Annotated in this window: 26 protein-coding genes; 9 read left to right on the forward strand and 17 right to left on the reverse strand. The window is 37.9% G+C overall.

Annotated elements, in window-relative coordinates; translation table 11 throughout:
- Positions 1 to 33 precede the first annotated feature (33 nt).
- The 11 genes from flgL to degS all read right to left on the reverse strand — a co-directional run bounded on the left by flgL (position 34) and on the right by degS (position 9,231).
- The gene (gene flgL, locus MKY50_RS18200) at positions 34 to 930 is read right to left on the reverse strand and encodes a flagellar hook-associated protein FlgL (RefSeq protein WP_014481046.1); all 897 of its coding nucleotides are present in this window, start codon (positions 928 to 930) and stop codon (positions 34 to 36) included.
- 10 nt (positions 931 to 940) lie between these two features.
- Entirely contained in the window at positions 941 to 2,464 is a 1,524-nt protein-coding gene (gene flgK, locus MKY50_RS18205; RefSeq protein ID WP_341117077.1) for a flagellar hook-associated protein FlgK, read from the reverse strand.
- Positions 2,465 to 2,482: 18 nt separating this feature from the next.
- Positions 2,483 to 2,965, reverse strand: a complete 483-nt coding sequence (gene flgN, locus MKY50_RS18210) for a flagellar protein FlgN (RefSeq protein WP_341117078.1) — start codon at positions 2,963 to 2,965, stop codon at positions 2,483 to 2,485.
- Positions 2,966 to 2,980: 15 nt separating this feature from the next.
- Entirely contained in the window at positions 2,981 to 3,247 is a 267-nt protein-coding gene (gene flgM / locus MKY50_RS18215; RefSeq protein ID WP_015384783.1) for a flagellar biosynthesis anti-sigma factor FlgM, read from the reverse strand.
- A gap of 80 nt (positions 3,248 to 3,327) precedes the next feature.
- Positions 3,328 to 3,747, reverse strand: a complete 420-nt coding sequence (locus MKY50_RS18220; RefSeq protein WP_003227995.1) for a TIGR03826 family flagellar region protein — start codon at positions 3,745 to 3,747, stop codon at positions 3,328 to 3,330.
- Between the two features lie 72 nt (positions 3,748 to 3,819).
- Positions 3,820 to 4,542: a comF operon protein ComFC gene (comFC, locus tag MKY50_RS18225; protein ID WP_033884179.1), complete on the reverse strand. Its 723-nt coding sequence runs from the start codon at positions 4,540 to 4,542 to the stop codon at positions 3,820 to 3,822.
- Positions 4,506 to 4,802, reverse strand: coding sequence for a late competence protein ComFB (gene comFB / locus MKY50_RS18230; protein ID WP_116315796.1), 297 nt, complete (start codon positions 4,800 to 4,802; stop codon positions 4,506 to 4,508). Before comFB ends, comFC begins: the two co-directional genes overlap by 37 nt.
- 59 nt (positions 4,803 to 4,861) lie before the next feature.
- On the reverse strand, positions 4,862 to 6,253 hold the full coding sequence (gene comFA / locus MKY50_RS18235) for an ATP-dependent helicase ComFA (protein ID WP_341117080.1): 1,392 nt from the start codon (positions 6,251 to 6,253) through the stop codon (positions 4,862 to 4,864).
- A gap of 105 nt (positions 6,254 to 6,358) precedes the next feature.
- Positions 6,359 to 7,204, reverse strand: a complete 846-nt coding sequence (locus MKY50_RS18240; RefSeq protein ID WP_116315794.1) for a DegV family protein — start codon at positions 7,202 to 7,204, stop codon at positions 6,359 to 6,361.
- A gap of 97 nt (positions 7,205 to 7,301) precedes the next feature.
- The gene (gene degU, locus MKY50_RS18245; RefSeq protein ID WP_003219701.1) at positions 7,302 to 7,991 is read right to left on the reverse strand and encodes a two-component system response regulator DegU; all 690 of its coding nucleotides are present in this window, start codon (positions 7,989 to 7,991) and stop codon (positions 7,302 to 7,304) included.
- 82 nt (positions 7,992 to 8,073) lie between these two features.
- The gene (gene degS / locus MKY50_RS18250) at positions 8,074 to 9,231 is read right to left on the reverse strand and encodes a two-component sensor histidine kinase DegS (RefSeq protein WP_003227983.1); all 1,158 of its coding nucleotides are present in this window, start codon (positions 9,229 to 9,231) and stop codon (positions 8,074 to 8,076) included.
- Between the two features lie 216 nt (positions 9,232 to 9,447).
- On the opposite strand from degS, the gene MKY50_RS18255 reads away from it, so the two are divergent.
- The 9 genes from MKY50_RS18255 to MKY50_RS18295 all read left to right on the forward strand — a co-directional run bounded on the left by MKY50_RS18255 (position 9,448) and on the right by MKY50_RS18295 (position 16,848).
- On the forward strand, positions 9,448 to 10,101 hold the full coding sequence (locus tag MKY50_RS18255) for a YigZ family protein (protein ID WP_341117082.1): 654 nt from the start codon (positions 9,448 to 9,450) through the stop codon (positions 10,099 to 10,101).
- Positions 10,101 to 11,093, forward strand: a complete 993-nt coding sequence (locus MKY50_RS18260; protein ID WP_014481056.1) for an LCP family protein — start codon at positions 10,101 to 10,103, stop codon at positions 11,091 to 11,093. Before MKY50_RS18255 ends, MKY50_RS18260 begins: the two co-directional genes overlap by 1 nt.
- 596 nt (positions 11,094 to 11,689) lie before the next feature.
- On the forward strand, positions 11,690 to 12,154 hold the full coding sequence (locus MKY50_RS18265; RefSeq protein WP_228394534.1) for a hypothetical protein: 465 nt from the start codon (positions 11,690 to 11,692) through the stop codon (positions 12,152 to 12,154).
- A 55-nt stretch (positions 12,155 to 12,209) separates the two neighbouring features.
- Positions 12,210 to 12,665, forward strand: coding sequence for a hypothetical protein (locus MKY50_RS18270; RefSeq protein ID WP_014481057.1), 456 nt, complete (start codon positions 12,210 to 12,212; stop codon positions 12,663 to 12,665).
- 50 nt (positions 12,666 to 12,715) lie between these two features.
- Entirely contained in the window at positions 12,716 to 13,168 is a 453-nt protein-coding gene (locus MKY50_RS18275; protein WP_014481058.1) for a hypothetical protein, read from the forward strand.
- 75 nt (positions 13,169 to 13,243) lie between these two features.
- Positions 13,244 to 14,023, forward strand: coding sequence for a membrane-spanning protein (locus tag MKY50_RS18280; RefSeq protein ID WP_116315792.1), 780 nt, complete (start codon positions 13,244 to 13,246; stop codon positions 14,021 to 14,023).
- A 70-nt stretch (positions 14,024 to 14,093) separates the two neighbouring features.
- Positions 14,094 to 14,801, forward strand: a complete 708-nt coding sequence (locus MKY50_RS18285; protein ID WP_341117083.1) for a hypothetical protein — start codon at positions 14,094 to 14,096, stop codon at positions 14,799 to 14,801.
- An 844-nt stretch (positions 14,802 to 15,645) separates the two neighbouring features.
- On the forward strand, positions 15,646 to 16,305 hold the full coding sequence (locus tag MKY50_RS18290; RefSeq protein WP_046160909.1) for an ATP-binding cassette domain-containing protein: 660 nt from the start codon (positions 15,646 to 15,648) through the stop codon (positions 16,303 to 16,305).
- A gap of 27 nt (positions 16,306 to 16,332) precedes the next feature.
- Entirely contained in the window at positions 16,333 to 16,848 is a 516-nt protein-coding gene (locus MKY50_RS18295) for a hypothetical protein (protein WP_046160910.1), read from the forward strand.
- Positions 16,849 to 16,920: 72 nt separating this feature from the next.
- Here MKY50_RS18295 and MKY50_RS18300 read toward each other — a convergent pair whose 3' ends face one another.
- The 6 genes from MKY50_RS18300 to tuaD all read right to left on the reverse strand — a co-directional run bounded on the left by MKY50_RS18300 (position 16,921) and on the right by tuaD (position 24,538).
- A complete protein-coding gene (locus MKY50_RS18300) occupies positions 16,921 to 17,997 on the reverse strand; it encodes an MraY family glycosyltransferase (RefSeq protein ID WP_003227975.1) in 1,077 nt (358 codons plus the stop codon).
- 144 nt (positions 17,998 to 18,141) lie between these two features.
- The gene (gene tuaH / locus MKY50_RS18305; RefSeq protein ID WP_213385649.1) at positions 18,142 to 19,335 is read right to left on the reverse strand and encodes a teichuronic acid biosynthesis protein TuaH; all 1,194 of its coding nucleotides are present in this window, start codon (positions 19,333 to 19,335) and stop codon (positions 18,142 to 18,144) included.
- Positions 19,336 to 19,363: 28 nt separating this feature from the next.
- Complete coding sequence (tuaG, locus tag MKY50_RS18310) at positions 19,364 to 20,122, reverse strand: teichuronic acid biosynthesis protein TuaG (protein ID WP_046160912.1); 759 nt, start codon at positions 20,120 to 20,122, stop codon at positions 19,364 to 19,366.
- 29 nt (positions 20,123 to 20,151) lie between these two features.
- Positions 20,152 to 20,826, reverse strand: coding sequence for a teichuronic acid biosynthesis protein TuaF (tuaF, locus tag MKY50_RS18315; protein WP_046160913.1), 675 nt, complete (start codon positions 20,824 to 20,826; stop codon positions 20,152 to 20,154).
- Positions 20,827 to 20,866: 40 nt separating this feature from the next.
- Positions 20,867 to 22,321, reverse strand: coding sequence for a teichuronic acid biosynthesis protein TuaE (gene tuaE, locus MKY50_RS18320; RefSeq protein WP_046160914.1), 1,455 nt, complete (start codon positions 22,319 to 22,321; stop codon positions 20,867 to 20,869).
- A gap of 876 nt (positions 22,322 to 23,197) precedes the next feature.
- Positions 23,198 to 24,538 carry a UDP-glucose 6-dehydrogenase TuaD gene (tuaD, locus tag MKY50_RS18325; protein ID WP_284690152.1) on the reverse strand — a complete coding sequence of 447 codons (1,341 nt, stop codon included), beginning with the start codon at positions 24,536 to 24,538 and terminating at the stop codon, positions 23,198 to 23,200.
- Positions 24,539 to 24,723 lie beyond the last annotated feature (185 nt).

Genomic DNA, 24,723 nt, shown 5'->3' on the forward strand with positions numbered 1-24,723 from the left:
GAACTATAAAAAAAGCGAACTCCTAAGAGCCGCTTACTTTAAAAAGTCAATCAATGTAGGCTGAACAATTTGCGCATTAACGGCCAGAGTAGCCCTGTGCACACTTTGCTGCGCAATAAATTCAGTTATTACCTCTTCCAGTTCTACATCTTCATTGTCTGATAACACTTTGGTAGCTGTTTCTTCTTGCGCTGACAGTCTTGTATTAACCAGTTCAAGACGATTATATCTCGCTCCAAGATCAGATCGTTCAGCACTCATGCCGTCAGAAAAATGATCAATATCATCTAAAACATTGTCCATGCCATCTAGCGAACCAGAATTTAGTGCTTTCTCAAAAGAATCAAGCATTTCAAATACATTTTGCCCGCTTTCAGAAGTGCCTCCAAAAGCTGACTTTGGATCTGAATTCACTTTCAATGACATATTATTTGATATATTGACTACGACATCAGCTGTATCAGAAATTGTATAAGTTCCGTCTCCGTTATCTGTAACCGGAGGCTTATCTGAATTTGTGCCATTAAAGATATATCTGCCGTTCACTTGTGTATTCGCAATATTTAAAAGCTGTTCCTTTAACTGCTTTACTTCTACGCCAATCGCTTGCCGCTCCGCCTCGCCGTTTGTATCATTTTGAGCTTCAACCGCTAATTCTCTGACCTTTGACAAGATGTCAATTCCTTCTGTAATGTTTGTTTCTGTGTTTTCGAGCCAGGTAAAGGCTTGAGAAGCATTGCTTTTGTACTGCTGCACTTGAGACAGTTGCGTATTATACTTTAAGCTTTTCATTGCTACTACAGGATCGTCGGAAGCTTTTGAGATTTTTTTCCCTGAAGAAATCTGCGACTGGAGTTTATCCAGCTTCGAGTAGCTCGAACCGATATATCTCAGTGAGTTTTGCTGTATCATGCCTTGTGTTACTCTCATGTGACTCTACCTACCTTCCTCCAACACCCATGCCGTTGATCACTTTATCAAGTAATTCGTCTTGTAAAGTCACCATTCTTGCAGCTGCATTGTATGCGTGTTGGAATTGAATCATATTCGTCATTTCTTCGTCTAAAGAAACTGCGCTCATTTGCTGACGGTTTATGTCAGCATCATTTAGCTGTGTTTCTGTATTAGACGCCAGTCGATTAGCCTCTTGAGCTTCGATCCCTAGCTCGCCAATCAGACCCGCATAATAATCTAAAACACTAGTTTCTTTACCGTTAATGGTTATTTTACCGGTTAAAACATTTGCTAATTTTGTAGCATTTGCGTTATCGTTGGCTGCACCAGTCAGTGAGAAAGCAATGTTTGCGCCTTTTGAATCTATTATGCTGTCAGCCACTTTGATCTTGCCCGCCGCGCCCTTGGCAGGTTCAGTTTCACCGCCAGTAAAATCAAAAAAGTCTCCGCCTTGTTCACCGCTCTTGGTCACACCATTTCTGTGCACTTCATTGAAAGCTTTCGCGAATTCAAGCGCCATATTGTCAAGATCAGAAAGCATTTCCGGGTATACGCCCTTTTCTTGGCCGTCTGCTGTTATATACCCGTAAGAATCTATAAATCCTAAAAGGGATCCCTTGCTGCTAAAGGACTCCGCCTGCACAGCTGTATCCCCGATTGAAATACTTGATACTAACCCAGTTTCATTATCATAGTTGGCTGCAAGTTCTGAAACCTCGTAATTTTTACCGTCCAAAACAGTTCCTAGCGACTGTTTATTTTTATCAAGGATTTCAATTGATACAGTTCCTTCAGCAGATGCAAGTGCATTCCCGCCTGATTTGTTGTAGCTGACTTTGATATCAACCATTGAGGATAATTTATCGATCAGCAAATCTCGCTGGTCATATAAGCCATTCGGAAGAAGCCCGACCGGCTCTACTTGTGCAATTTGCTTATTTAAACTGTTTAACTGAGAAAGCAGAGAATTGACATCCAACACAGTTGTATTTAGCTCTGCTTTTAAATTCGATTGGACATTTGTAAGTGATTCAGAAATATAATTAAACGTTTCAGCTACAGCTTGTCCTTTTCGAGCAACAACAGAACGTGCACTTTCTTCATTTGTATTATTCGATAATTCCTGCAGAGAATTCCAAAACGAATTGAGCACACTGTTCAAGCCGCTGTCATCCGTTTCATTTAAAACGCCTTCCATTTGGGACAGCGCTTTGGCCCTCGTGTCATAGTATCCGGCACTGTTGTTTTGAAGACGGTATTGGTAGTCAAGAAAGATATCTCTTATTCTCTCAACTGATTTTCCTTGAACGCCCGTACCCATTTGTCCCGCTGTTTTTTCTGCGTTTTTAGATACAGCAGGGAAATAGTCAGTTGCCTCCAATGAGACCCGCTGTCTTGTATAACCATCAGTATTGGCATTTGCCACGTTATTTGCAGTAGTGCTTAACGCTGCCTGCTGAGCGCTTAACGCCCGCCTTGCAGTTTCAAGCCCCATAAAGGTAGATGTCATTTTCTGAATTCCTTTCTGCTAAGCTTTTGAATCAAACAGTTTCATTTTGCTGCTTTTCGGCAGCTCAGTTTTAATTGATTTGCTGTAATTGAAGTTATTTTCCTTAGGAACCAGCATATCGTACGAAATAGAGATGAATTGCAGCGCGTCTCTTGTCAGCTGCCTATTCATCTCATTTACTTTTTTCAGACGTCCGAGAACTTGAGAAAGAGATTCGTATAGTTGTTCCAGCTCTTCCTTTTCACTGCCTGAGGTTTTGGCGATACATGCGGAAATAGTATTATTTTCGCTATATCCGAGAAAGGCCGAAGTTGTTTTGATCCGGTCATCTTCTGTCTGCGTGATCGCTTGAATATATTTTTGCTCTTTTGTCAAAATGTTAGAAAGCTCTTTTGTTTTGCCGGCTTTGAGCGCTTCCGTCTTTTCTTCAGACAGCGTGAGCAGGTGCTCATGCAGAACGCAAAGTCGCTTCAATTGTTCAATAATTGCCTTCGCTGACATGGGCTTTCTCCTTTTTTATTGCTTTTTATAAAAATTAATCATATTTTTCGCGATATGATTTGCGTCTACTTTGTATGACCCGTTTTCAATTTGCGCTTTAAGCTGCGCAATTTTTTCCTGTCGTGAACCAGCGACTGCGTCGGATGCATGTTGCATTTCTTTAGCCTGTGATGAAATTTCAATTTTATCTTGAGGCTGTGCAGCAGTTTTTTGCACCGCTTGCTTATCATAATTTTTTTGATATGGATTAACGGATTGTGTTCCAAATTGATTGATTTTCATAGGATTCCTCTCGCTTTCCGTTGCAGTCTTTAAACAATCTTAACCCTTTTATCGACTGCGTTTTCAGTTAGTTTAGGGAATCAGCTGTTTTTGGTATTATAGGCATAGTATGTGTCTTTTTTACTATTTTCTTTCTCGATTTTCAGAGCATCCTCGTGGTTCAAATGATCCATTTGATCCTTAATATCGGACTGGCAAGCCTTGCAGAACTTGCCTTCTCTAATCGATGTCCCGCACCTTTCACAAGGGTATGCCAAATTAGGAAGATGAGTGATCTGAATTCGCTTCTGCCTGATGAATTTCAATATCAGCTCTTCTTCCACACCTGTTTCCTCAGTTATCCGGCTCAAAGTTGATTGCCGGTTTTCCTGTTTTCTTAAAAATTTATAGACAGTCTCAAATGATTTTTCTTCTTCCTTAATACACGCCTGACATACAGTTTGCAGCTTTGTTTTTAAAAATAAAGCATTGCATTTCGGACAATTAGCCAGTTCTCCCATCTTTTTTCTCCTTATTAGATAATATGCCTGTGTCAATTTCTAGTGATTATATCGGCATAAAAACAGAATCATTTAGCTTCTGATCAAGGTAAAAGATGACACTGAAGCGGCTTTTCCTTTTTCTAATAAGCAGCGGGCTGCGAAGTGCAAGGTGGCGCCTGTTGTATAAAGATCGTCTATTAAAATGATATTCATACCTTCTGCTGAATTATTTTTTGTATCAAAAATGCGCTCTGACAGCAGGCGTTCTGTTTTCTTTTTCTTTGACTGTTTCTCATTATTCAGGCGAATGAGGGGATGGTGGGAAGGCCGGTCTAAACATTCTGCCAAGAGCTGTGCCTGGTTAAATCCGCGCTCTTCTTCCCGTTCCTTGCTCAGCGGAATAGGTACAAGAACAAAATGCTTATCGGGGTAAACCTTAGAAAAGGTTGAAGAAAAATCACTTTTAAATGCATTTATGATTTCTGCATCTCCTCTAAATTTAAAACGGGAGAGCGTTTCTTTCATCATATCATTATATGTGTAAACTGAACGGTTCTGACGCAATAGCAAACTGTCTCTGATCCTTGTTCTCCACACCTCGCAATCCCTGCATACGGCATGAACAGATTGAGGTCTGCCGCACAGGGGGCAGATATGTCCTGTGATTTTCTTTAATTTGCTTCTACAAGAATAACAAACCTTTTCATCAGGCTTTAGTAAAAAAAGGGCTCTCCATGTAACATCTTGAGAAAATTGCGAATCACATAATAAACAGATCAGTTTATGAATACCTCCTCCTGCTTCGTGTGACATAAATCGCTTGGACTCTCTGAAACTACTGCAGCAGATTCAGCCAAAATGACAAGCATTGCTGTGTTTTTTTGTTTATCTACCAGCTCAGCTTTCGTATATGCGATCTTTTTAAGATCAGTAACGTAGGATGGACTCACTTTGTTTAAAGAAAGTGCCAATACATCGTTCTGGCATACTTGGCAAGTACAGGCCATATGAAGCTGGTCCATATATCGGTCGAGCAGTTCTTTCATTACGATTTCTTTTGAATTGACAAGCATTTTTACAGCTCCTCATCATCGGTTATATGAGTATACTGTACCACGTTTTCAAATAATGGCTAGTCTGTACATTCAACTTTTGCTGCCAATTCATTCATTTCTTTTATATGCTTTCTTGCATCGAGCATTCTCTTTGTTTTGCCGAAGTGAAAGAAAATGACATCGCCGTCCGCATATTCTTTATGCCGGCCGGTTCTTCCTGCAATTTGAACAAGTGCGCTTTCCGTAAAGATAGGTGATTCCGCTCCTAGTACACCCGTTTGCACCTTGGGGACTGTGACGCCTCTTTCCAGTATTGTTGTTGTGATTAATAGATCGAGCTGACCATCTCTGAATTGCTGCACTTTCTCCTTTCTATGCTTGTCTTCCGCGTGCACAGATGCGGTTCGGCAATGAACACCTCTAAAGCACGCAGCAGCCTTTTCCAGAATAGAAACGGAAGGAACGAATAAAAAAACAGGCCTCCCTTCTTTTACATGAAACTCTATCCATCTTTTCACCGCTGGCGGAATTTTATTTCGGTTTAATTTCTTCTTCCAGTTTCCACACCATACAAAGCGCGGTTCGGGTAAAGGTTTCCGGTGGTGTCTTGCGGGGATGCAAACTGAATGTAACTGTCCGTTCAGTGCTTTTCTTTTTAATTCTTTAGGAGGTGTTGCACTTAAATAAACGAGGGTGCTGTTTTTCTTTCTTGCTTTTTGAACAGCGAATTGAAGGGTTTGATCAGCAGAATATGGAAAAGCGTCCACTTCATCAATGATCATAACATCGATTGCATCTTTATATCGCAAAAGCTGATGCGTAGTGGAAATCATAAGCGGAGATAGCTGCCCTTTGTCATCGCTTCCTCCGTAAAGCGCTGAAATTTCAGCACCCTGAAAGGCAGCCTTGAGCCTTGGAGCAAGCTCTAATACAACATCGGTGCGAGGTGTTGCAATACATACACGCAGTCCTTGATTTAACGCTGATTCTATACCAGGAAACAGCATTTCTGTTTTGCCAGCGCCACAAACCGCCCAGATGAGGAGCTCTTCTTTTTTTGATATTGCTTCAATTAAAACATTGGCGGCTTTTTGCTGTCCGCTTGAAAGCTTGCCATCCCATGTCAGCTTAATAGACTTCCAGTTTGATTCATTTTCCTCTTTCCATGAATATAAAGGAACCTCCTCACTCACTCTGCCCATCATGACACAGGAACGGCAATACAGCTTATTCTTTCCAGATGAGTGATAAAAAGAAAAATACCGCTGATCAGTTTGTCCGCACCTATTACATCTATATCTCCGTTTATTTATGGATATAGAATTTTCAGCAGTGATATATCCATTCTTGATATGCCATTCAATCATCTCATCGGAAAATGAGAGCTCAGTCCTGAGCAAATGACGGCTTCGAAGCGTCTGCTGCAATTCTTTTGAAAAGGAACTGTTTTTTTCAACTGGCACATTCACATAGCACGCCTCCTTTCGAGACAGTATGCCTGAATGAATATTTTCTGTCCAACTATTAAAATAAGAATATAAAAAAGTCTCCGCTCTAAAAACGGAGATTTGGCCTTATTTAAAACACCAGCAAATTCCTAACGCACCTTCACCCAAATGAGTGCCGATTACCGCGCCAAAATAGCTGTTATAAAATTCAACATGAGGATATTTTGCAGAAAGCTCTTCAATGATTTTCGCTGCTTCTTCCTCTCGATTAGCGTGGATAACAGCAGCTCGCATAGGCAACCCTTTACTCGCATCTTCGTCTAAAAGCTCATAAATTCTCGAAATGGCTTTTTTACGTGTGCGAATCTTCTCAAAAGGCACAATTACCTTATTGTCAAAATGAAGGATAGGCTTTACCTTTAGAAGACTACCAATGAAGGCTTGGGCGCTGCTTAATCGCCCGCCGCGCTGAAGATGAGCTAAGTCATCTACCATAAAATAAGCTCGAACTGTTTTTTTCATTTCTTCCAGTTCTTTTATAATATCTTCCGGCGATGATGCTCCGTTTTTGATTAATTCAGCAGCTTTAAGGGCATAAAAGCCTTGAGCCAAGCAGCTGATCTCTGAGTCAAATGGAAACACATCAATATTGTCGACCATCGAATCAGCCGCTGCTGCACTGCTGAATGTTCCGCTGATCCCGCTGGAAAGATGGATACTGATAACCGCATCATAAGACTTGCCAAGCTCTTCATACAACGCAACCAGCTCGCCGATTGGCGGCTGAGAAGTCGTCGGGAGCTCATTATGTTTTTTCACTTCTTCGTAAAAGCTTTTCCAGTCCAACTCAATTTCTTCACGGTAAGTCTCCTCCCTAAAAACAACCTGGAGAGGGATCATATGTATCTGATGTTGTTCACGCATTTCTTTCGGAATATATGCCGTGCTGTCTGTTACGACTGCAATATTCATAGCTTCGATACCTGCCTTATTGCTTTATAACTCTATTGTAAGGGAAACGGCAGCCTAAAAAAAGACCTGCCTAGAAAAAGGCAAGTCTCCTATTATACTATCTCATTTCTACCCAACCATTTTTTATGGCGACCACAACGGCTTGCGTCCGGTCGTTTACATTCATTTTTTGTAAAATATTGCTGACATGGTTTTTAACGGTTTTCTCACTGATAAACAATGATTCACCAATACCGCGGTTGCTTTTTCCGTCTGCAAGCATCTGCAGCACTTCACATTCCCGCCTAGTTAAAATATGTAATGGTCTGCGGATTTCAGGGTAAACCTCATGTTGAGGGTGTGCAGAAACTCCGCTTGTTGCAAGGCGGCGGAATTCGTTAACGAGGTTGTGAGTAACCTTCGGATGGAGGTAAGATCCGCCCTCAGCCACTACTTTAACCGCTTCAATTAATGTATCAGCATCCATCTCTTTCAGCAGATAACCTCTTGCACCTGTTTTCAGGGCATGTGTTACATAATTTTCGTCATCGTGAATTGATAGAATAATTACTTTAGATTCAGGATACAGCTCTACAAGCTGTTTTGTAGCTTCCACACCATTTACGTTTGGCATATTGATATCCATGATCACAACATCAGGATGATAGTGCTCAACAATACGAGCCGCTTCGTCTCCGTCATCACCTTCGGCTACCACTTCAAAGGTAGGTTCAAAATCCAATATCCGTTTAACACCTTCACGAAATAACTGATGGTCGTCGATAATAACAATGTTTACTTTAGTCACAAGCCACGCCTCCTTGTATTATTGTTCTATATACTCTAGCATTCGGTCAATATGCCTTTTGGCTCTATTTTACAAATCATAGTCAAAGAGATAACGGAACCTTAATCATAATAAATGTCCCAAGACCTATTTTCGAATCTATTGTCATCGTTCCTTCCAATAAATCTACTCTTTCTTTCATGCCCAGCAAGCCGAATGATTTGTTTTTCTTCTCTTTCGCTTCCTTCAGGTCGAACCCTTTACCGTTATCTTTTATCATTAAAATCACAAAATCCTTTGTGATCTCAACTTTGACTGTAATTTCTTCAGATTCAGAATGCTTTAGCGCATTAGACACAGCTTCCTGTGCGAGCCTGAAGAGCGCAACCTCAAACTGAGGCGCTAGCCTCTGATCCTCTGTTTCTCCAATGCACTGAAAATGTATTTTGACCTTCCCGTTATATTCCTCGGTTGTATATAGATATTTTCTTAAAGTTGGAATCAGGCCTAGGTCATCAAGGGCCATCGGTCTTAAATCATATATAATCCTTCTCACTTCGTAAAGGGCATTCCGAACATTTTGGCGGAGATTTTTAATTTCTTGGAATCCGTCCTCTGCGCCCCGGTCACGGAAAATCCGCTCGATTAATTCCGATCTCATCATAACATTCGCCAGCATTTGAGCGGGTCCGTCATGGATTTCTCTTGAGACTCTTTTTCGCTCTTCTTCCTGCGCCTCAATGATTCTTAAGCCGAAATCCTGTTTTGCCTGAGCATCAGCAAGAAGCAGTCCAACTTCGCGCAAATCCTGATTCAAGTAGTTGAGTACAACTGTAATTTGGCTTACTAATGATTCTGACCGCTCAATGATTTCCTGAAGCCCTAGCAATCTGCGCTCCAAATCGTCCCGCCGTTCGCGCAATTGCTTCTCACGCTGCTGGATCATCGTCAATTCTACCTGCAGCTTATGGGCTTTTTCATAAGCATTGCGGATTTCCTCTTCACTGAATCTATGAAAATTACGGCTGACTTCGGATAAACGGTTTCTCGCATGGCGGGTTTGCACTTCAAGTTTATCGCCAAGCTCGATCACTTCATACACCTGCTGTTTAATTTGTTTCAGTTCTTCGACCAGCTGTTCATACTGCTGGCGTGACTGCTCCCCGATTTGAAAAACCTCGTCCTTGCTCCCGTCAACGGTTTTCAGCATCTTCATCAAAATAGAATCCAGCACTTTGGAATCCATCTTTGTTTTATTCATAATTTCCCTCCGTCACGGCGTTGTCATATATTTTTATTATAAATGTAATTGATCTGCAAATTATGTCGAATTATAATGAAAGAATGCGTATATTCTAGAAAAAAACATTTTTATATACTATCTACTCTTTATGATACCAAAATACGCACAAAAATTCTAAAGACTGTACGAATTTGTATAGGCAGTCTTTTATGCTTAGCAGGAGGGTCAGCTAGCATGCTGCACAGCTATTTTACTGTGAAAGAAGCGGGAGAACACGAGATTGTTATAGAAAAATCGCGTTTTATCTGTCATTTAAGCCGTGTTTCTACCGAACAAGAGGCACAGGATTTTATACAGAAAATAAAGAAACAGCACTGGAATGCGACTCATAATTGCTCGGCTTATGTTATTGGCGAGAATGATCATATCCAAAAAGCCAATGATGACGGGGAACCAAGCGGTACAGCGGGAGTGCCGATGCTCGAGGTTTTAAAAAAACGCAGACTGAAGGATACTTGCGCCGTCGTTACACGCTACTTCGGAGGCATTAAGCTTGGTGCTGGCGGATTAATTCGCGCTTATGGGAAATCAGTGTCTGAAGGATTAAATCATATAGGTGTTGTAGAACGGAAGCTTATGCGAATCATGCATACTTCTGCAGATTACACATGGCTTGGCAAGATTGAAAATGAATTAAGGGAGTCACAATTTCTGTTAAAGGAAATCCATTATGCGGAAAACGTTGAATTTGAAGTATACGTAAATGAGAAAAGAATTTCAGAATACTCTCAATGGATTTTAAATTTAACGAATGGATCATGTTATACTAAAAAGGGTATTTTGATATATCTTGAAAAACAAGTTGAAAATCAAAAGGAGAATAAATGATGCCAGAACGAGTTAAGGTTCGTGTAAAGAAAAAAAAAAATAAACGAAAAATTATTTTAAAGCGTATATTATTGCTCTTTTTCCTATTTTCTATAGTATTCGCAGGAATAATTGGATATAAAGTATATAAAACGCTTCAAGCAGCCGATAGTTCCTATAAAGAATTAGATCGTGGTGAAAAGTCGAAATTACGCAAAGAAGTAGTTGATCTTAAGAAAAAACAACCTTTTTCTGTACTTTTGTTAGGAGTCGAAGACTATGCAACAGGCGGAAAAGGAGGAAGAACCGATTCTATTATTGTCGCTACTATCAATCCTAAACAAAAGACCATGAAGTTACTAAGCATACCTCGAGATACAAGAGTTGAAATATCTGGTGATACTTCTGGGACAAAAACGAGAATTAATTCTGCATATGGGAAAGGCGGAGCTCAAACAACTGTTGAAACGGTTGAAAAGCTCTTAAATATACCAATTGATTACTATGCTACTGTGGATTTTAAAGGCTTCAAAAAAACAATTGATGAAGTTGGTGGAGTTGATGTTGAGGTCCCCTTTGATTTTAATGAGAAAAGTGATACATCAAAATCTAAAAAATTCTATTTTCAAAAAGGGAATATGCATCTAAATGGGGAAGAGGCTCTTGCCTATGCACGGATGAGAAAACAAGATCCACGGGGTGACTTCGGGCGTAATGATAGACAAAAACAAATTTTGATGGCCATGTTAGATCAAGTCTCAAAACCTTCTAATCTTGCAAAAATTGATACCCTAGCAGATCAAGTAAGTGATAACATAACAACAAATTTAAGGATTACCCAAGTCCTAGCACTTCAACAAATTTTTAGCGGTTTTAAAGGTAACGATGTTGAAACATTAACTCTAAAAGGCTCAGATTTATATATCGGAAATAAGTACTTCTTTCAACCTGATGATGAAGAATTAACAAAAGTTCAAGAAGAACTTTATAACTTTTTGTACCCTGATAAATAATAATTCACAATATCCGTACTTTTACTGACAAGGTTTTAGACTTTGATTAAAAAGAGGCAAAGAATTTAATTTCTTTGCCTCTTTTTTGTTTTTTATATCCTTAGGCATCAGATCTTTATATGCCCAAAAAAACTCTTAAAGACCAATAGTTAAAGTTAATTGATTTGGTATGAATTCACGATACTCCACATATTCTTCAGTTTAATTTTGAGGATAACTGAAGGATTTCCTCCGGAAAAATCATAGGTTTGCAACATTAAATGCAAACCCTGCCACTATGGTACAAATACCCACATTAAATCCACACCAATTTTAGGGGAATTAACTCTCTTAACGTAAAGACTTAATACCCATACTATTCTTTCTTTTAGATACTCTCCCCCTACATGTTAAAAGCCAACTCCACTAAATCCAAACAAGCATTCAAGACACCTTAAAATCAGTATTTAGTCAATTAGTACTTTAAGAAGCAGAGACTGTTAAAATATAAACAAATTATCCTTTAAAATTAGATTAATTTTCTATTTAAACCTTTAATTCCTTATAAACTATGGTATAATTACACAGAAAATCTAATTAAAGGGTTGGTTAAGGAGGTGAAAAAATTGAAAACTAAATTTAAAAAACTTATTGGAGCAGTAACTATTACGGGTTTAGTATTAACTGGTTTTGCTGCAACTAATGCTCAAGCAAAAGCAAATACGAGTGATTCCAGTTTCAATTTGAAGTTTAATGGTAATAGTACAGCTTATACTCCAGCTAGAACTAAATACAACTCTACAAGTGCATACATTAATGTCAAAACAATTAGTGACGGCGATCCGTACTATAAAGTATCTCTTGTAAAGTCAAACGGGAAAAATTTCTCTAAAACATGGACATATACATTCGGCACATATGATGCTGAAAATCCTAAATTAGCTAAACACTATATCAAGAATTATGCTATGGAAGATAGTAAAGGTTCCCCCATTAGTGTAAAAATTAAAGCAAAAGGTTATAGAGGAGCCGCTAGCTATAATTGGCACTCCCGTGGTGTATGGAGCCCTGATTCCATCTAAAAAAGTAAGCTCTTTAAAATTGAAAATTGAAAATTGTGTATAAGGAGAATCGTATATGAAAACTAAATTTAAAAAACTTATTGGAGCAGTAACTATTACGGGTTTAGTATTAACTGGTTTTGCTGCAACTAATGCTCAAGCAAAAGCAAATACGAGTGATTCCAGTTTCAATTTGAAGTTTAATGGTAATAGTACAGCTTATACTCCAGCTAGAACTAAATACAACTCTACAAGTGCATACATTAATGTCAAAACAATTAGTGACGGCGATCCGTACTATAAAGTATCTCTTGTAAAGTCAAACGGGAAAAATTTCTCTAAAACATGGACATATACATTCGGCACATATGATGCTGAAAATCCTAAATTAGCTAAACACTATATCAAGAATTATGCTATGGAAGATAGTAAAGGTTCCCCCGTTAGTGTAAAAATTAAAGCAAAAGGTTATAGAGGAGCCGCTAGCTATAATTGGCACTCCCGTGGTGTTTGGAGCCCTGATTCCATCTAAATAGTTTAACTGGTTCTTTAATTTTAAATTATGAATAAGGAGAATCATATATGAAGGCTAAATTCAAAAAACTTATTGGAGCTATAGCGATCGTAAGTTTAGTATTTACAGGTTTTGCTGTAAGTAATGTAAGTGCTAAAGGAAATACTAAAGATACCAATTTTTCTTTTCATTTCACCAACAGTACAAGTGGAAAATATGAATATACTGGTTCAAGAGAAAAGCGTGATAATACAAGCGCTTATATGAGCCTTAAAAGCATTAGTATGACAGGTGCTGTTCATTATTCTGCAGAACTTGTTACCAGCTCGGGAAAAAGTTTTTCCAAACGGTATCGCTACGTATTTGGAAACAACTTCAGACTTTATCCTAAAACACAATACTTAAAAAACTATGCTCACGAGGATTACAAAAAAACAATTAAAGTAAAAATTGAAGCAACAGGCTATGGAACAGTTAATAGTTGGGGTGCTGCTGGTGTTTGGAGTCCTGACTCCGTCTAAAAGATAATTTAATCTCAAATGATAAGATATGAAAGTTTCTTTCATATCTTATCATTTATGTAAAGGAGATTTGTAATGTTTAAAAGTATAACAACTAGAGGATTCACTAAAAGTACAACTTTATTCATTTTGATTTTAGGTTCTTTAATTGCTATCTTAGATGTGATAGAAAATAATGTTATTCATTTAAAACCATCTGATTATTGGGATTATCCTCTCGGTGTATATAACTGGTGGTTTTTATTTAATCCAGAAATATACCTTTCAATCATTATCACTGTTTTTCCATTGCTAGCATCAGTACCATATGCAGATTCTTATATCGAAGAAAAGAAAAGTGGATTTTTAAAAAATATTCTACTAAGGCAAAACAAAAACAAGTATTTAACAACAAAGTTTTTCATTAACTTTTTAATTGGTGGGATGGCATCGATTACTCCACTTGTATTAAACTTAATCGTTTATTTCTCATTGTTACCAGCTATTAAACCAAACATATACTTTGGTAATATTCCCGTTTTTGGTTTTTTACCTGATCTATATGTAAATCATCCTTTAATATATATAATTTTAAGAATTGGAAACTGTTTTATTTTTGGAGGCATTTTTGCTTCAATTGCTTTGACCTGCAGTCTTTTTGTAGAAAATCGTTATATTGCTATTGGTATACCTTTTTTTATTTACACAATTTTAGACATTATTTTAGATACATTTAACTTTCAAAGCTACTCTCCGCTTAAATTTTTATTTTTAGATGTCCCCTTTACATATGGAATCTACGTCATTGCAACGGTAACAATAATCATACTTTTTGTTGTCTTTTGTGTTGGAGGTAAAAAGAGTGAGAACATTTAGACTCTTCATTTATGTATGCAATCACACTAAATATTCTATATTGTTAACAGTTTATCTCGCTGCTTTACTCATGTATTACCAAATAAAAAATAACATTGACTTTGATAAACTTTCGATATTTGATTTTCTGTCTGACTTAAATGGTATCATGGGACTTACTAATAAGAATGTGATGGTATTTATACTTATCCCTTTTATCTGTTTAACAATATTATTAATTATGAAACGAGAAGAAACATATAATAGAATAATTAAATTATCATCTAGAACATCGGTTTGGAATAAAACTGTAATGATCTCTTTGGTTTACACCTTTATATTGACATTTATTTTAGTCTTGGGAGGATATTTAATAGGTGGTTTAATTTTTGGTTACGAAAATAAATGGATAGGAACCAACGGACAAATCACTGTACTCTTAAACAATAACAAGATACCGAATCCAGAACAATACTTAAATAAGCTTTCAACATTTAATGTTTTAACAATCATTTTTTTAACTAAATTTTTGTGCTTATCAATAATAGCATTAAGTACGGCCATTATTAAAACCATTATAAAAAATAGCAGTTTGACTCTTTTGTGTATATGCATATACAGTTACATTGATGCTATGTATCTAAATCCTTCTTTATTTATAAATAAATCCATCCTTGATGTAAATAACTGGTTGAATTTAAGGAATGTATTAATTAATAATGTTTATTTCATCACCTTACTATTTGCTCTATATTTCATAGGCCGTGAGTTATACTCGAAAAAGGACTTTAAAAATTAGGAGGAAAAATACTACTTGAATGATATAATTATTGTATTCAAACTGCTAATAAGAGATATACGCAACAATTTTCACAGGAATAAGTGGAAGTATTTTTTACTTAGTATATTAGTATGTTACATATCAATAATGAATTCTAATCAGTTTGAAGATACATCTATGAGTATAATTGAACTTTTTTATCTGAACTTTAAGGATGTAGGCTTTATTAATAACTATGAATTAAACAGTGTCCCAACAATTTGGATGATTATAAATATATTCGTGATATTTATTTGTGGCGATGCATTGTACTATGATAGCAAATTAAATGTTTACCTTTTACTAAGAGTTCAGAAAATCCATCTATATTGGATTTCTAAAACCTTGTTTATTATTTTAAATATTATAAGTACCTATCTAGTTTTATTACTTGTTACTTATATAGTAGGTTTGATATACAATTTAAACTCTTTGAATTGGAACATGCCTGCTGTCAATATTATAAATGACTTAAGCTTTAAACAGGTTACTGAAGGAAAATTTTTAATTATCATTTTCACACTATATGCTTTAACATCTATATCACTGACTTTAATTCATGTGTTTTTCTCTTTTTATATGAATTCCAATTATAGTTTTTTAATAATTGCTATCCTAATATGTCTTTCTATATTTATAAATAACCCATTGCTCCCGGCAATACATTCAATGATTCTTAAACATACTATTTTTGAACCCAGTCATCATCTTACGCTTCAATATTCGATATGCTATAACGTCTTGTTAAGCATTTTTTTATTTTTTGCTATTTATATTTCTTTTAAAAAAAGGGATTTAATTTAAATGAAAGCAGAGGATTAACATGTCAAAGAGTGCATATTTAAAAGTAGAACACCTTACAAAAAAAATAAGAAAGCAAGTTCTAATAGACGATATCAGTTTACAGTTAGATCGAGGGAAAATTTATGGATTTACAGGAAAAAATGGATCAGGAAAAACAATGCTATTTAAGGCAATATGTGGTCTTATTAAACCGTCAAGCGGATTTATTGAAATTAACGGAAAAAAACTTGGAGGGAAAATCTCTTTCCCAGAGAGCGTTGGAGCTATAATAGAATATCCAGGATTTTTACCAAACTATACAGGGTTTAAAAACCTTAAGATGATAGCAGATATAAAAGGAATACTCACTGAGGATCAAATAAAAAACACAATAGAATCCGTCGGTTTAAACCCTGATGATAAAAGAAAATTTAAAGATTATTCTTTAGGTATGAAACAAAGACTTGGAATTGCCCAGGCAATTATGGAAGATCCAGAACTAATTATTTTAGATGAACCTACCAATGCTCTTGATAAAGATGGAATATCACTTGTAAAAAATTTATTAATAGAACTAAAAGAGAAAAATAAGTTAATCCTTCTTGCTAGCCATGAATCGGAAAGTTTAGAGTTTCTTTCAGATGAAATTTTCATGGTAGAGAAAGGGAAAATTATCAATCATACAATACTAAAATCATGAGACATTAAATTCAAGGGAGAATTTAAAATGTTTAAAAAGAAAACATGTATTTTATTACTAATAAGTTTTTTAATATTATTTTTTGTTTATCGTGTCTACGTAATAAACAAAAATGTTCCTGCTGAATTTTCAATTGAGTATTTTCCTAAAAAAGAAGTGATAACATGTGATAATATAAATATAAAGGTTTTATCTTCAGAAATAGGAGACGAAAAAGACAATATAATTCCAATATCAATTGAAGCAGAAATTCAAAATAAAAGTAATCATGTAACAACTGATGGAGCATTGTTTATGGAAACAATGCTCGGTATAGACAATTATACAAGTCAAACGAATGAAGGCAATTTTGATATGAGCAAATTAAAAAAATTGAAGCCACATCAGTCAACTAAAATAAAATTGGTTTATCAAGTTGATGACTTTGCCCTTCAAGATAGAAGTGAAAAATTAAAACTGTATCTGCCAACTAAAATGTATAATAATGAAGTCCATGATAAATATGATCAAGGGGTTCGTTATGCTAAAGCAATTAAGCTATAAACAATATTAAAAAAAGGATTTCTAAGTTGAATGTACTTTCATCATCTTAGAAATCCTTTTTTCATTCGTTCTTTAATTCCTTTTCACCAGACGTTTATAAAACTTCGTAAACGGCTTAAATTTTTCATTTACGAGTCCTGTCACTTCTGCTATGATCTGCATAAAAATGATTAAAATGAAGATAATAAACAAAGAAAGCCAAATTGTGGCACTTTTAAGCACAATCGCACTGATACTGAAAATAAATCCAATCAAATAAATAACTAAGACTGACATCCGATGTGAAAGGCCAAAGGCCATCAGTCTATGGTGAATATGCGACTTATCAGGCGCTGAAATCGGCTGTTTGTTTAATATTCTTCTGATAATAGCAAATGTTGTATCAAAAATCGGTACGCCTAATATAATAATCGGGATAACGATACTGAACAATGTGACACTTTTATACAGGCCTAATAATGAAAGAATCGAAATACTATACCCTAAAAATAGTGATCCCGTATCTCCCATAAAGATTTTAGCCGGATGGAAGTTGTAAAACAAAAACCCAAGCGTGCTGGCAATAACGACTAATGAGAGTGACAGAATGAGCACTTTTCCGCCGGATAGCGCCATGACAGCAATCGTTGACAGGCCAATAACAGAAAGACCGGCAGCAAGGCCATCCAATCCATCAATCAGGTTAATTGCGTTCGTGATGCCGACAATCCATAATACCGTCAGCGGATAAGCCATCCATCCTAACTCAAATCGTTCTGTTAAAAAAGGTACTGAGAAAAAGTCCATTTTTAAGCCCGTGCTTACAATCATAATGGCTACACCTAATTGAATCAAAAACTTAACTTTTGCACTTAATTGATATTTATCGTCAAGAATACCTAACACAATAATGATGAATGCTCCGACTGTAATTGCCGTCATCCTTGTTTCTGTGTAAATACCGGATGCAAGCACGCCTGCAACCACCCCGATAAATATGGCCAGCCCGCCCATCCGGGGCATGATTTTGTCATGTACTTTTCGATTGCTGGGCTGGTCAACTGCACCTATTTTAATCGCAATCCTTTTTACGATAGGGGTTATGATTAAAACTGTCAGCAGCGAGACAATAAACGCAACAACAATGCGAATCATGCGTTCGTCAAGCATAAAGAAGTCTCCTTTGGCATTAAATAAAGTCTTTATTTATATAGAGAACCGTTCCTTCCATTATACCTTCTCCTTAGTTATTATAACAAGCTTCATCAAAAAGAAACACGTATAATCAAAAAACGCGCATCCCAATTTATAGGACTACGCATGTTTTTGAATCCCTGTATATTTCATAATTTGTCTAAACAAGCAATTCCAATCTTTTGTGCGAGCGATGTTTCGACGCATTTCTTTATAAGTTTCATCTCCGTTTTGTCCGAGAACTTTTTCACAAGCTGCTATAAAATCAATTGGATGATCACCTTCTACATATTCGTACACATACGGCTTTTGCATTTTTGAGGTTGACGGAAGATTAGAGCCGACGACAGGTTTTCCTGCCGCTAAAAATTCAAATAGTTTCAGCGGAAACACAGCTTGATTATACGGTGATTGTTTATATGGCATGATGCCAATGTCGATAAGCTCCATATAATGAGGCACTTCTTTTGGATCTGCCGGACCGGTCCATATAACATTGGGAAGTCTCAGCAGCTCTTGAAATGAAACGTCACCATTGGTGGCATCCGGGCCAACCCATAAAAATGTCCAATCAGGCTTTTGCAGGGCGGCGGCTTTAATCATTTTAAAATCGAGCTTCGGTTTAATCCCGCCAATAAAACCTAACACTGTTCCTTCTCTCCCCTGCAGTATACTGCGATCGGGAGCTTGTTTATTTGCAGAAAACAGCTCATACTCCACACCGTTTTCCACAGTATGAACCTTTTCTCGTCCTGCAGTCAGTTTTTTGTCTACTTCCTTGTGAAGATAATCTGATGAACAGGTTATTGAATCTGCTTGTTGTATAATTCTCAGCTCTGCCGATTTAATGACTTTTCGCCGGAATTCAGACAGCAGATTTGAACGCCCGCTGATCGGCGCCGCCCATAAGTCACTGCAGTCATAAATGACCTGATCCCAAGGATAAAGCGAAGACAGCAGCGGGAATCCGGGAAACGTGTACCATAAACAGCAGCGTTCACCGTTTGCAGAAGCTAATGTAAGCTCATCGAGCAATGGGGTGAGCTTATGTCTGTAAAAGACATCTGTATATCGTCCGAAGCGAAACATTTTTTTCTGCAGCAGGTCTTTAACAGCGAATTGCCTGATGCCAGAATGGACTTCCTGAAACTCTTTCCCTTGGGGATGCGGAGCCGGACATACCCAAATGACTTCCTTCGTTTCCTCCTGAGCAGCTAAAAATTCTGCCAGCCGGTGCCTTCTGTATCTCAATTGGTCTTTTCCCCATTCAGCAGTGGCAACGATGACATGAATGATTGCTTCTTTTGTTTCCACCTTCATCACCTTTTCTCTCTGTTTGCGGCTATAATCTTTTTTTCACCGCGTTTTTGGCATATTGAACAAAACACCATGTTGCTTTCATAAAATGAAGCCGTTCGATCTCTCGGTAGACATACCACGTTTTTTTCGCAGCCTTCCATTTGTTTCTGGATATCGATGTTTCAACGATGCGGTATTCGGCGAGGGGTTCGTTCAGTCCATATGCCTTGAATCCCCGTTTTAATACGGATAACCATGTCGCCAAATCCTGACGGGTTCTAATATTCGGCATACGGATATCACCGGTTTGCTCCCTGTCAATCATTACCGTCAAGCAACCAATAATCGTATTTTTTAATACATCATCATATGTAAGGCTCACGGGTGCATGAATGGTTTTATGAATTGGTTTGCCATCTTGGCTGATCAGCTCGTATGCCGTAAATGTGAAAGCATGCTGATGCTTCCTCATGAAGGCAAGCTGCTTTTCCAGCTTTTCTGCTTTCCATACATCATCGCTGTCCAAAAATGCGACATAGTGCCCTTCGGCTTTGCTGAGCGCCGCATTTCGCGCAGCTGCAGCACCTTGATTTTCTTTCAGAAAAATAGCATGGATCCGGTCATCATCTTCTTCATAGCGCTTCAAAATGTCTCTTGTCCCATCTGTTGAGCAATCATCCGCAATAATCATTTCCCAGTCGGAAAACGTCTGATTTAAGACGGACTGAATGGTTTTTTCGATATATTCCTCCGCGTTATAGGAAGGCGTAATGACAGAGATTAAAGGTTTTTGCCTCGTCATGGTCCTGATCCACATCCCCAATTATAAATTTAACGTTCTCTGAAAACTTCCGGAACAACAATAATAAAAAATGACAGCGCCAAACCAATCAATACCCCCAATACCGCTCTTTTTTTAGGCGACATGCCGACAACCTGGTTATCAAGTACGGTCAAGGGCTCAATTTCTTCAGCAGCCTTCATATCAAGCTTGCTTGTTTCAAGTTCATACAAAAACCGCTGTTTGTCAACTTTTGAATCAGCGCTGACTGTTTCGCCTTCAAGCGCCTTGATATTATTTTCAATGACTTCTTCCCTTTTTGAAAAAAGCGCCTTATCTCCTTTCATATAGGAGTCTTTGATTTTTTCTAAAGTATCCGATGTTTTCTGTTTGTCAGGCCCTGTGTAGCTTAAATTAAAAAGCGAATCCGTTCTGATTTCAATCACCAGATCATCTTTCAACTGCGCCAAATCCTCTTCCGACATCCCCGGGAAAATATCCTTTAAAAAAGCTCCGTTTTTCAACAGCAGCGGTACTTGTTTTGCATTGTTGTACTTAGCTTCTCCATAGTTTCCGGTTGATATCGTTACAGTAGCCGTGTAATCAGACGGAGCAACACTCCCCTTCGGTATAAAATAGCCGACAAGACCAAGAATAAGAGGAAGCACAATTATCGCCACAATAAACTTTTTCACTCTACCAGCAATACGTTTGATTAAATTCATCACATGAATTTCTCCCTATTTTTAAATTAGCTTTCAAAAATTATCTATACTGTTCGGTTTCATCTGTTCCGCTGATTCTAAAAGTGTTAATTGCCGCTATAACAAGGGCGAGAAACACCCAATGGAAGTATAAATTCGAAACGGAACTCGGGCTGATACTTGACACAAGGAAAGCGACAAGCGCGGCTGTCAAACCTTCAATGAGAAGCTTTGGCCGCCTTCCAAGTGATCTTTTATAATACCGGTAAAGCACAGTTATTAAATAAATATACATTGTTAAATAACCGAGCATCATCACAACTCCAAAGTTCGTCATGATCTCAACGAGCCAGTTATGAACCTCGACGACCTGATCCGTATCGAACAGTGCATGATGTTCCAAATAATAAGGTACATTGCCTGCGCCAACCCCAAATCCGTAAGTATCCAGCACATAATGGCCGGCGTTTTTCAACAAGTTTGCCCTCCCTACATTGGATGGCAGCGGCTCGCTGAAATCGTGTGTTGTTTGCGGAGCTAAAAAGTATGTATAAAAAGCTCCAGTAATCTTTCCTGCAAACAGGGTGACAAAAGCGATACATCCTGCAGCTGCGGCGATGAGCGCCCATTTTTTAAGTATCTTCGGCAGCAAAATGAACGTATAAACGGCAAGTCCGGCTATAACTCCTAGGATACTGGCTCTTGATCCAGTCAGAAAAATCAAGTAGGCCGAACAGAACGCAAGGATCAATCCCGCTATTTTTAAATAGCTGTTTTTAATGTTTTTGAAAAAAGATAAATAAAAGCAAAAGCTGATGGACAGAAATGTCGCAAAGTCATTTTGATTGAAAAAAACGGATGTCGGATAGTGCTGTTTATAGTGCGGCCCGTTGTAAAGGGTCGAGCTCGGCAGGTGGTTGAATGTAAAGTGATTGTAAAACCCTATACCCATTACAAATACGGTCATGACCAGCCATATGTAATAAAATGCGAAAATGCGATCCAATTTTTGAAAAAACATGACAATCAGAAAAACGAAGAACATTCCCATTGCCAATAGGAACATATATTTTATGCCATCAGTAACAGATTTGACCCAAAGCAGTGAAATCATTCCATAACAGAACCAAAATGCGAAAAACATTAGTATGCCTTTGACACGCACCTGATTCCACTTTTCAAGGTGTCGGCTGCCTTTCAACATTTCTGCTATGAATATGAATCCTGCCAGAATCAGAAGAATTCGATATGGAAACAGGCTGAAAAAGCCCAATTTAATCGTAAAAAAAGCATTGTTGGCAAAAGTTGCAGCGATCAGCAAATATAATACGGGCACTAGCAATTGCTCAGATGACATATACTTCCTGAGCACAACCATCGAAGTCAGTGCAATCATAATTAGACATGCTAGCAAGATTTTTTTTGCATTGGATTGGGCCAATACAATGCATGCTAACCCTGCGGTCAATGCGGCGAGCCAAACCAGAACATTGACCGCGGAACGTTTGAGACTCATTTTTCCCCCTCCTTCCGCTTCTTTCTGGAAAAGGGCTGCCGATATCAGACAGCAGCCAGTAATTTTACATATTCTTTCTATTTTATGATTTGATACGTTCTTTTCCAGTCCTTAAGCGATTGGCATTTTGGTTACCAGTTTTAGATATTCTATGTTCCGTACAGTGTGATGTGGATATTCTCCCGTTTGATTAGGCTTTGAGCGCCTTGACGTTGGCAGAAGCCACAACATTGCAATAAAATCCACGTATCCAAAAATCACCGGAGCCTTACCACTGGTTCAGCAAATTGGAGAAAGTAGATACAAGATCTCTTCTCCTATTCCGTCCTGGCGTGGCCCATATACGTTGCTATATCGTAAAATGCTAGACTCTGTTCCATACAGATCATAGGCTGGCTTTAATTAGCTCATCTACCGTAAGTTTCGCCCCGTATGGTGAGTCTGGATTTGTTTTTATTTTATGACAGATGTCGACAGGCGGATATATCCGGATATCCATAAACAGCCGCTGATTATGCAAAGACGATCTATTTCACATTGCATTCACTCACTGCTATCAGAATATGGAGCTAGTCCCTAATATTGATGTTTTCATCATCTAAAAAACGCTGACAGATTCTGCTATGCTCATTTGTGCAGCTAAATGAATAATATAATCGAGATCAATGCTTTTGATACATCGATGCCTTTCGGCTTCGTAATATCCTGCTCATGAAAGTCAATCGGGAGGCCGTCAATGTTGATTTGGTGTCCCGTAGTTAACTTAACAAGAATTGAAACTCCGTTAATTCTCTTTCAGAAGGTGTTCAGCAATATGCGAGCCGATAAAGCGCACCCACTGTCATTAGTACTTTTCCCATTGTTATCTCCCATCATTTATACGTTGGTCAGAATTCCTTCTACCTGTACTTCCGGCCGTCCGATTGAATGATAGATCATACCTTCGTTTCTCATTTTTTCAACTTCAAATATATTACGTCCATCGATTAAGACGGGATTTTTCAAAGCGGCCTTGAGTTTGGTAATATCCATGTTCTGTATCTCATGCCACTCTGTCAATATGACGCAGGCATCCGTATCTTGAATCGTCTCATACAGATCTTCGCTGTAAACAGCTTGATCGCCCAGAATCTTTTCTGCTTCAGGAACCGCAATCGGATCAAACGCTTTGACTTTAGCACCAAGACTTCTCAGCGTCGGAATGACATCCAGAGATGGAGCCGAGCGCATATCGTTTGTATTAGGCTTGAATGCCAAACCAAGAATTGAAATGGTCTTGCCGTTTAAATCGCCGAACACATCAAGGAGCTTCTGCACAATGTGGGCACGCTGCTTTTGGTTCGTCTCGATGACGGCTTCAATCATTTTAAAAGGGTAGCCGACTGACTTCGCGATATGCAATAAAGCCATTGTATCTTTAGGGAAGCAGGAGCCACCAAAGCCGATTCCGGCTTTTAAAAATTTATTGCCGATTCTGCTGTCGAGTCCGACACCTTCAGACACCTTTGATACGTCAGCTCCGACTCTTTCGCAAATATTCGCGATATCATTAATGAACGAGATCTTTGTAGCCAAAAATGCATTTGCAGCATATTTAATCATTTCTGCACTTTCAAGGTTAGACTTGACAATTTTCGTTTGAAAAGGCTTATGAAGTTCTTCAATTATCGCAGCAGCCCTTTCGCTTGTCGCGCCGATGACGGCTCTTTCCATATTCATCGTATCGTAAATAGCTGTTCCTTCACGAAGGAATTCGGGATTCGAAACGACGTCGAAAGGAACTTCTCCTTTTGAAATACGTTGTATGATACCTTGTACGAGCTTTCCAGTGCCAACAGGGACAGTGCTTTTGTTGACGATGACTTTATAGCCGTTCAGATGCTTTCCGATCATTTCGGCAACAGATTTAACAAATGTCAGATCTGCTTCCCCTGTTTCCGACATCGGCGTTCCGACTGCAATATAAATAATCTCAGCTTCTTCAATCGCTTTTGGAATATCAGTAGAGAAAAATAAGCGATTTTCGTTTACGTTTTTATCCACAAGCTCTTTTAGGCCGTTCTCATAAATCGGCATTACTCCGGCTAAGAGTCCTCTTATTTTTTCAGCGTCGATATCACAGCAGACAACTGAGTTTCCCACTTCAGCAAAACAAGTTCCAGACACCAGCCCGACATATCCCGTCCCAATGACAGCAATTCTTTTCAACATTATCATTCCCTTCTTTCAGCTGACCCTTCAAATCCAATAGCTTGATTTAGGTAATGACTTTATCTCTTTCTATTGAAAAAATCTGGGTTTTTTGTTTTCCCAATCATTATTTTATTAGCTTAGACGCAAATAGATGGATTTAGACAGTATTATATTCCACATTCATATACCATATTAACCGACAGATCCTA

Source organism: Bacillus sp. FSL R7-0685 (assembly GCF_038002425.1).
Taxonomy (GTDB): Bacteria; Bacillota; Bacilli; order Bacillales; family Bacillaceae; genus Bacillus; species Bacillus subtilis.

What these genes read in the sequence shown, in the direction of transcription:
- flgL (WP_014481046.1), bottom strand. Translation starts at nt 930, where the DNA reads ATGAGAGTAACACAAGGCATGATACAGCAAAACTCACTGAGATATATC.
- flgK (WP_341117077.1), bottom strand. Translation starts at nt 2,464, where the DNA reads ATGACATCTACCTTTATGGGGCTTGAAACTGCAAGGCGGGCGTTAAGC.
- flgN (WP_341117078.1), bottom strand. Translation starts at nt 2,965, where the DNA reads ATGTCAGCGAAGGCAATTATTGAACAATTGAAGCGACTTTGCGTTCTG.
- flgM (WP_015384783.1), bottom strand. Translation starts at nt 3,247, where the DNA reads ATGAAAATCAATCAATTTGGAACACAATCCGTTAATCCATATCAAAAA.
- MKY50_RS18220 (WP_003227995.1), bottom strand. Translation starts at nt 3,747, where the DNA reads ATGGGAGAACTGGCTAATTGTCCGAAATGCAATGCTTTATTTTTAAAA.
- comFC (WP_033884179.1), bottom strand. Translation starts at nt 4,542, where the DNA reads ATGTCACACGAAGCAGGAGGAGGTATTCATAAACTGATCTGTTTATTA.
- comFB (WP_116315796.1), bottom strand. Translation starts at nt 4,802, where the DNA reads ATGCTTGTCAATTCAAAAGAAATCGTAATGAAAGAACTGCTCGACCGA.
- MKY50_RS18240 (WP_116315794.1), bottom strand. Translation starts at nt 7,204, where the DNA reads ATGAATATTGCAGTCGTAACAGACAGCACGGCATATATTCCGAAAGAA.
- degS (WP_003227983.1), bottom strand. Translation starts at nt 9,231, where the DNA reads ATGAATAAAACAAAGATGGATTCCAAAGTGCTGGATTCTATTTTGATG.
- MKY50_RS18255 (WP_341117082.1), top strand. Translation starts at nt 9,448, where the DNA reads ATGCTGCACAGCTATTTTACTGTGAAAGAAGCGGGAGAACACGAGATT.
- MKY50_RS18260 (WP_014481056.1), top strand. Translation starts at nt 10,101, where the DNA reads ATGCCAGAACGAGTTAAGGTTCGTGTAAAGAAAAAAAAAAATAAACGA.
- MKY50_RS18270 (WP_014481057.1), top strand. Translation starts at nt 12,210, where the DNA reads ATGAAAACTAAATTTAAAAAACTTATTGGAGCAGTAACTATTACGGGT.
- MKY50_RS18275 (WP_014481058.1), top strand. Translation starts at nt 12,716, where the DNA reads ATGAAGGCTAAATTCAAAAAACTTATTGGAGCTATAGCGATCGTAAGT.
- MKY50_RS18280 (WP_116315792.1), top strand. Translation starts at nt 13,244, where the DNA reads ATGTTTAAAAGTATAACAACTAGAGGATTCACTAAAAGTACAACTTTA.
- MKY50_RS18285 (WP_341117083.1), top strand. Translation starts at nt 14,094, where the DNA reads ATGTATTACCAAATAAAAAATAACATTGACTTTGATAAACTTTCGATA.
- MKY50_RS18290 (WP_046160909.1), top strand. Translation starts at nt 15,646, where the DNA reads ATGTCAAAGAGTGCATATTTAAAAGTAGAACACCTTACAAAAAAAATA.
- MKY50_RS18295 (WP_046160910.1), top strand. Translation starts at nt 16,333, where the DNA reads ATGTTTAAAAAGAAAACATGTATTTTATTACTAATAAGTTTTTTAATA.
- MKY50_RS18300 (WP_003227975.1), bottom strand. Translation starts at nt 17,997, where the DNA reads ATGCTTGACGAACGCATGATTCGCATTGTTGTTGCGTTTATTGTCTCG.
- tuaG (WP_046160912.1), bottom strand. Translation starts at nt 20,122, where the DNA reads ATGACGAGGCAAAAACCTTTAATCTCTGTCATTACGCCTTCCTATAAC.
- tuaF (WP_046160913.1), bottom strand. Translation starts at nt 20,826, where the DNA reads ATGAATTTAATCAAACGTATTGCTGGTAGAGTGAAAAAGTTTATTGTG.
- tuaE (WP_046160914.1), bottom strand. Translation starts at nt 22,321, where the DNA reads ATGAGTCTCAAACGTTCCGCGGTCAATGTTCTGGTTTGGCTCGCCGCA.
- tuaD (WP_284690152.1), bottom strand. Translation starts at nt 24,538, where the DNA reads ATGATAATGTTGAAAAGAATTGCTGTCATTGGGACGGGATATGTCGGG.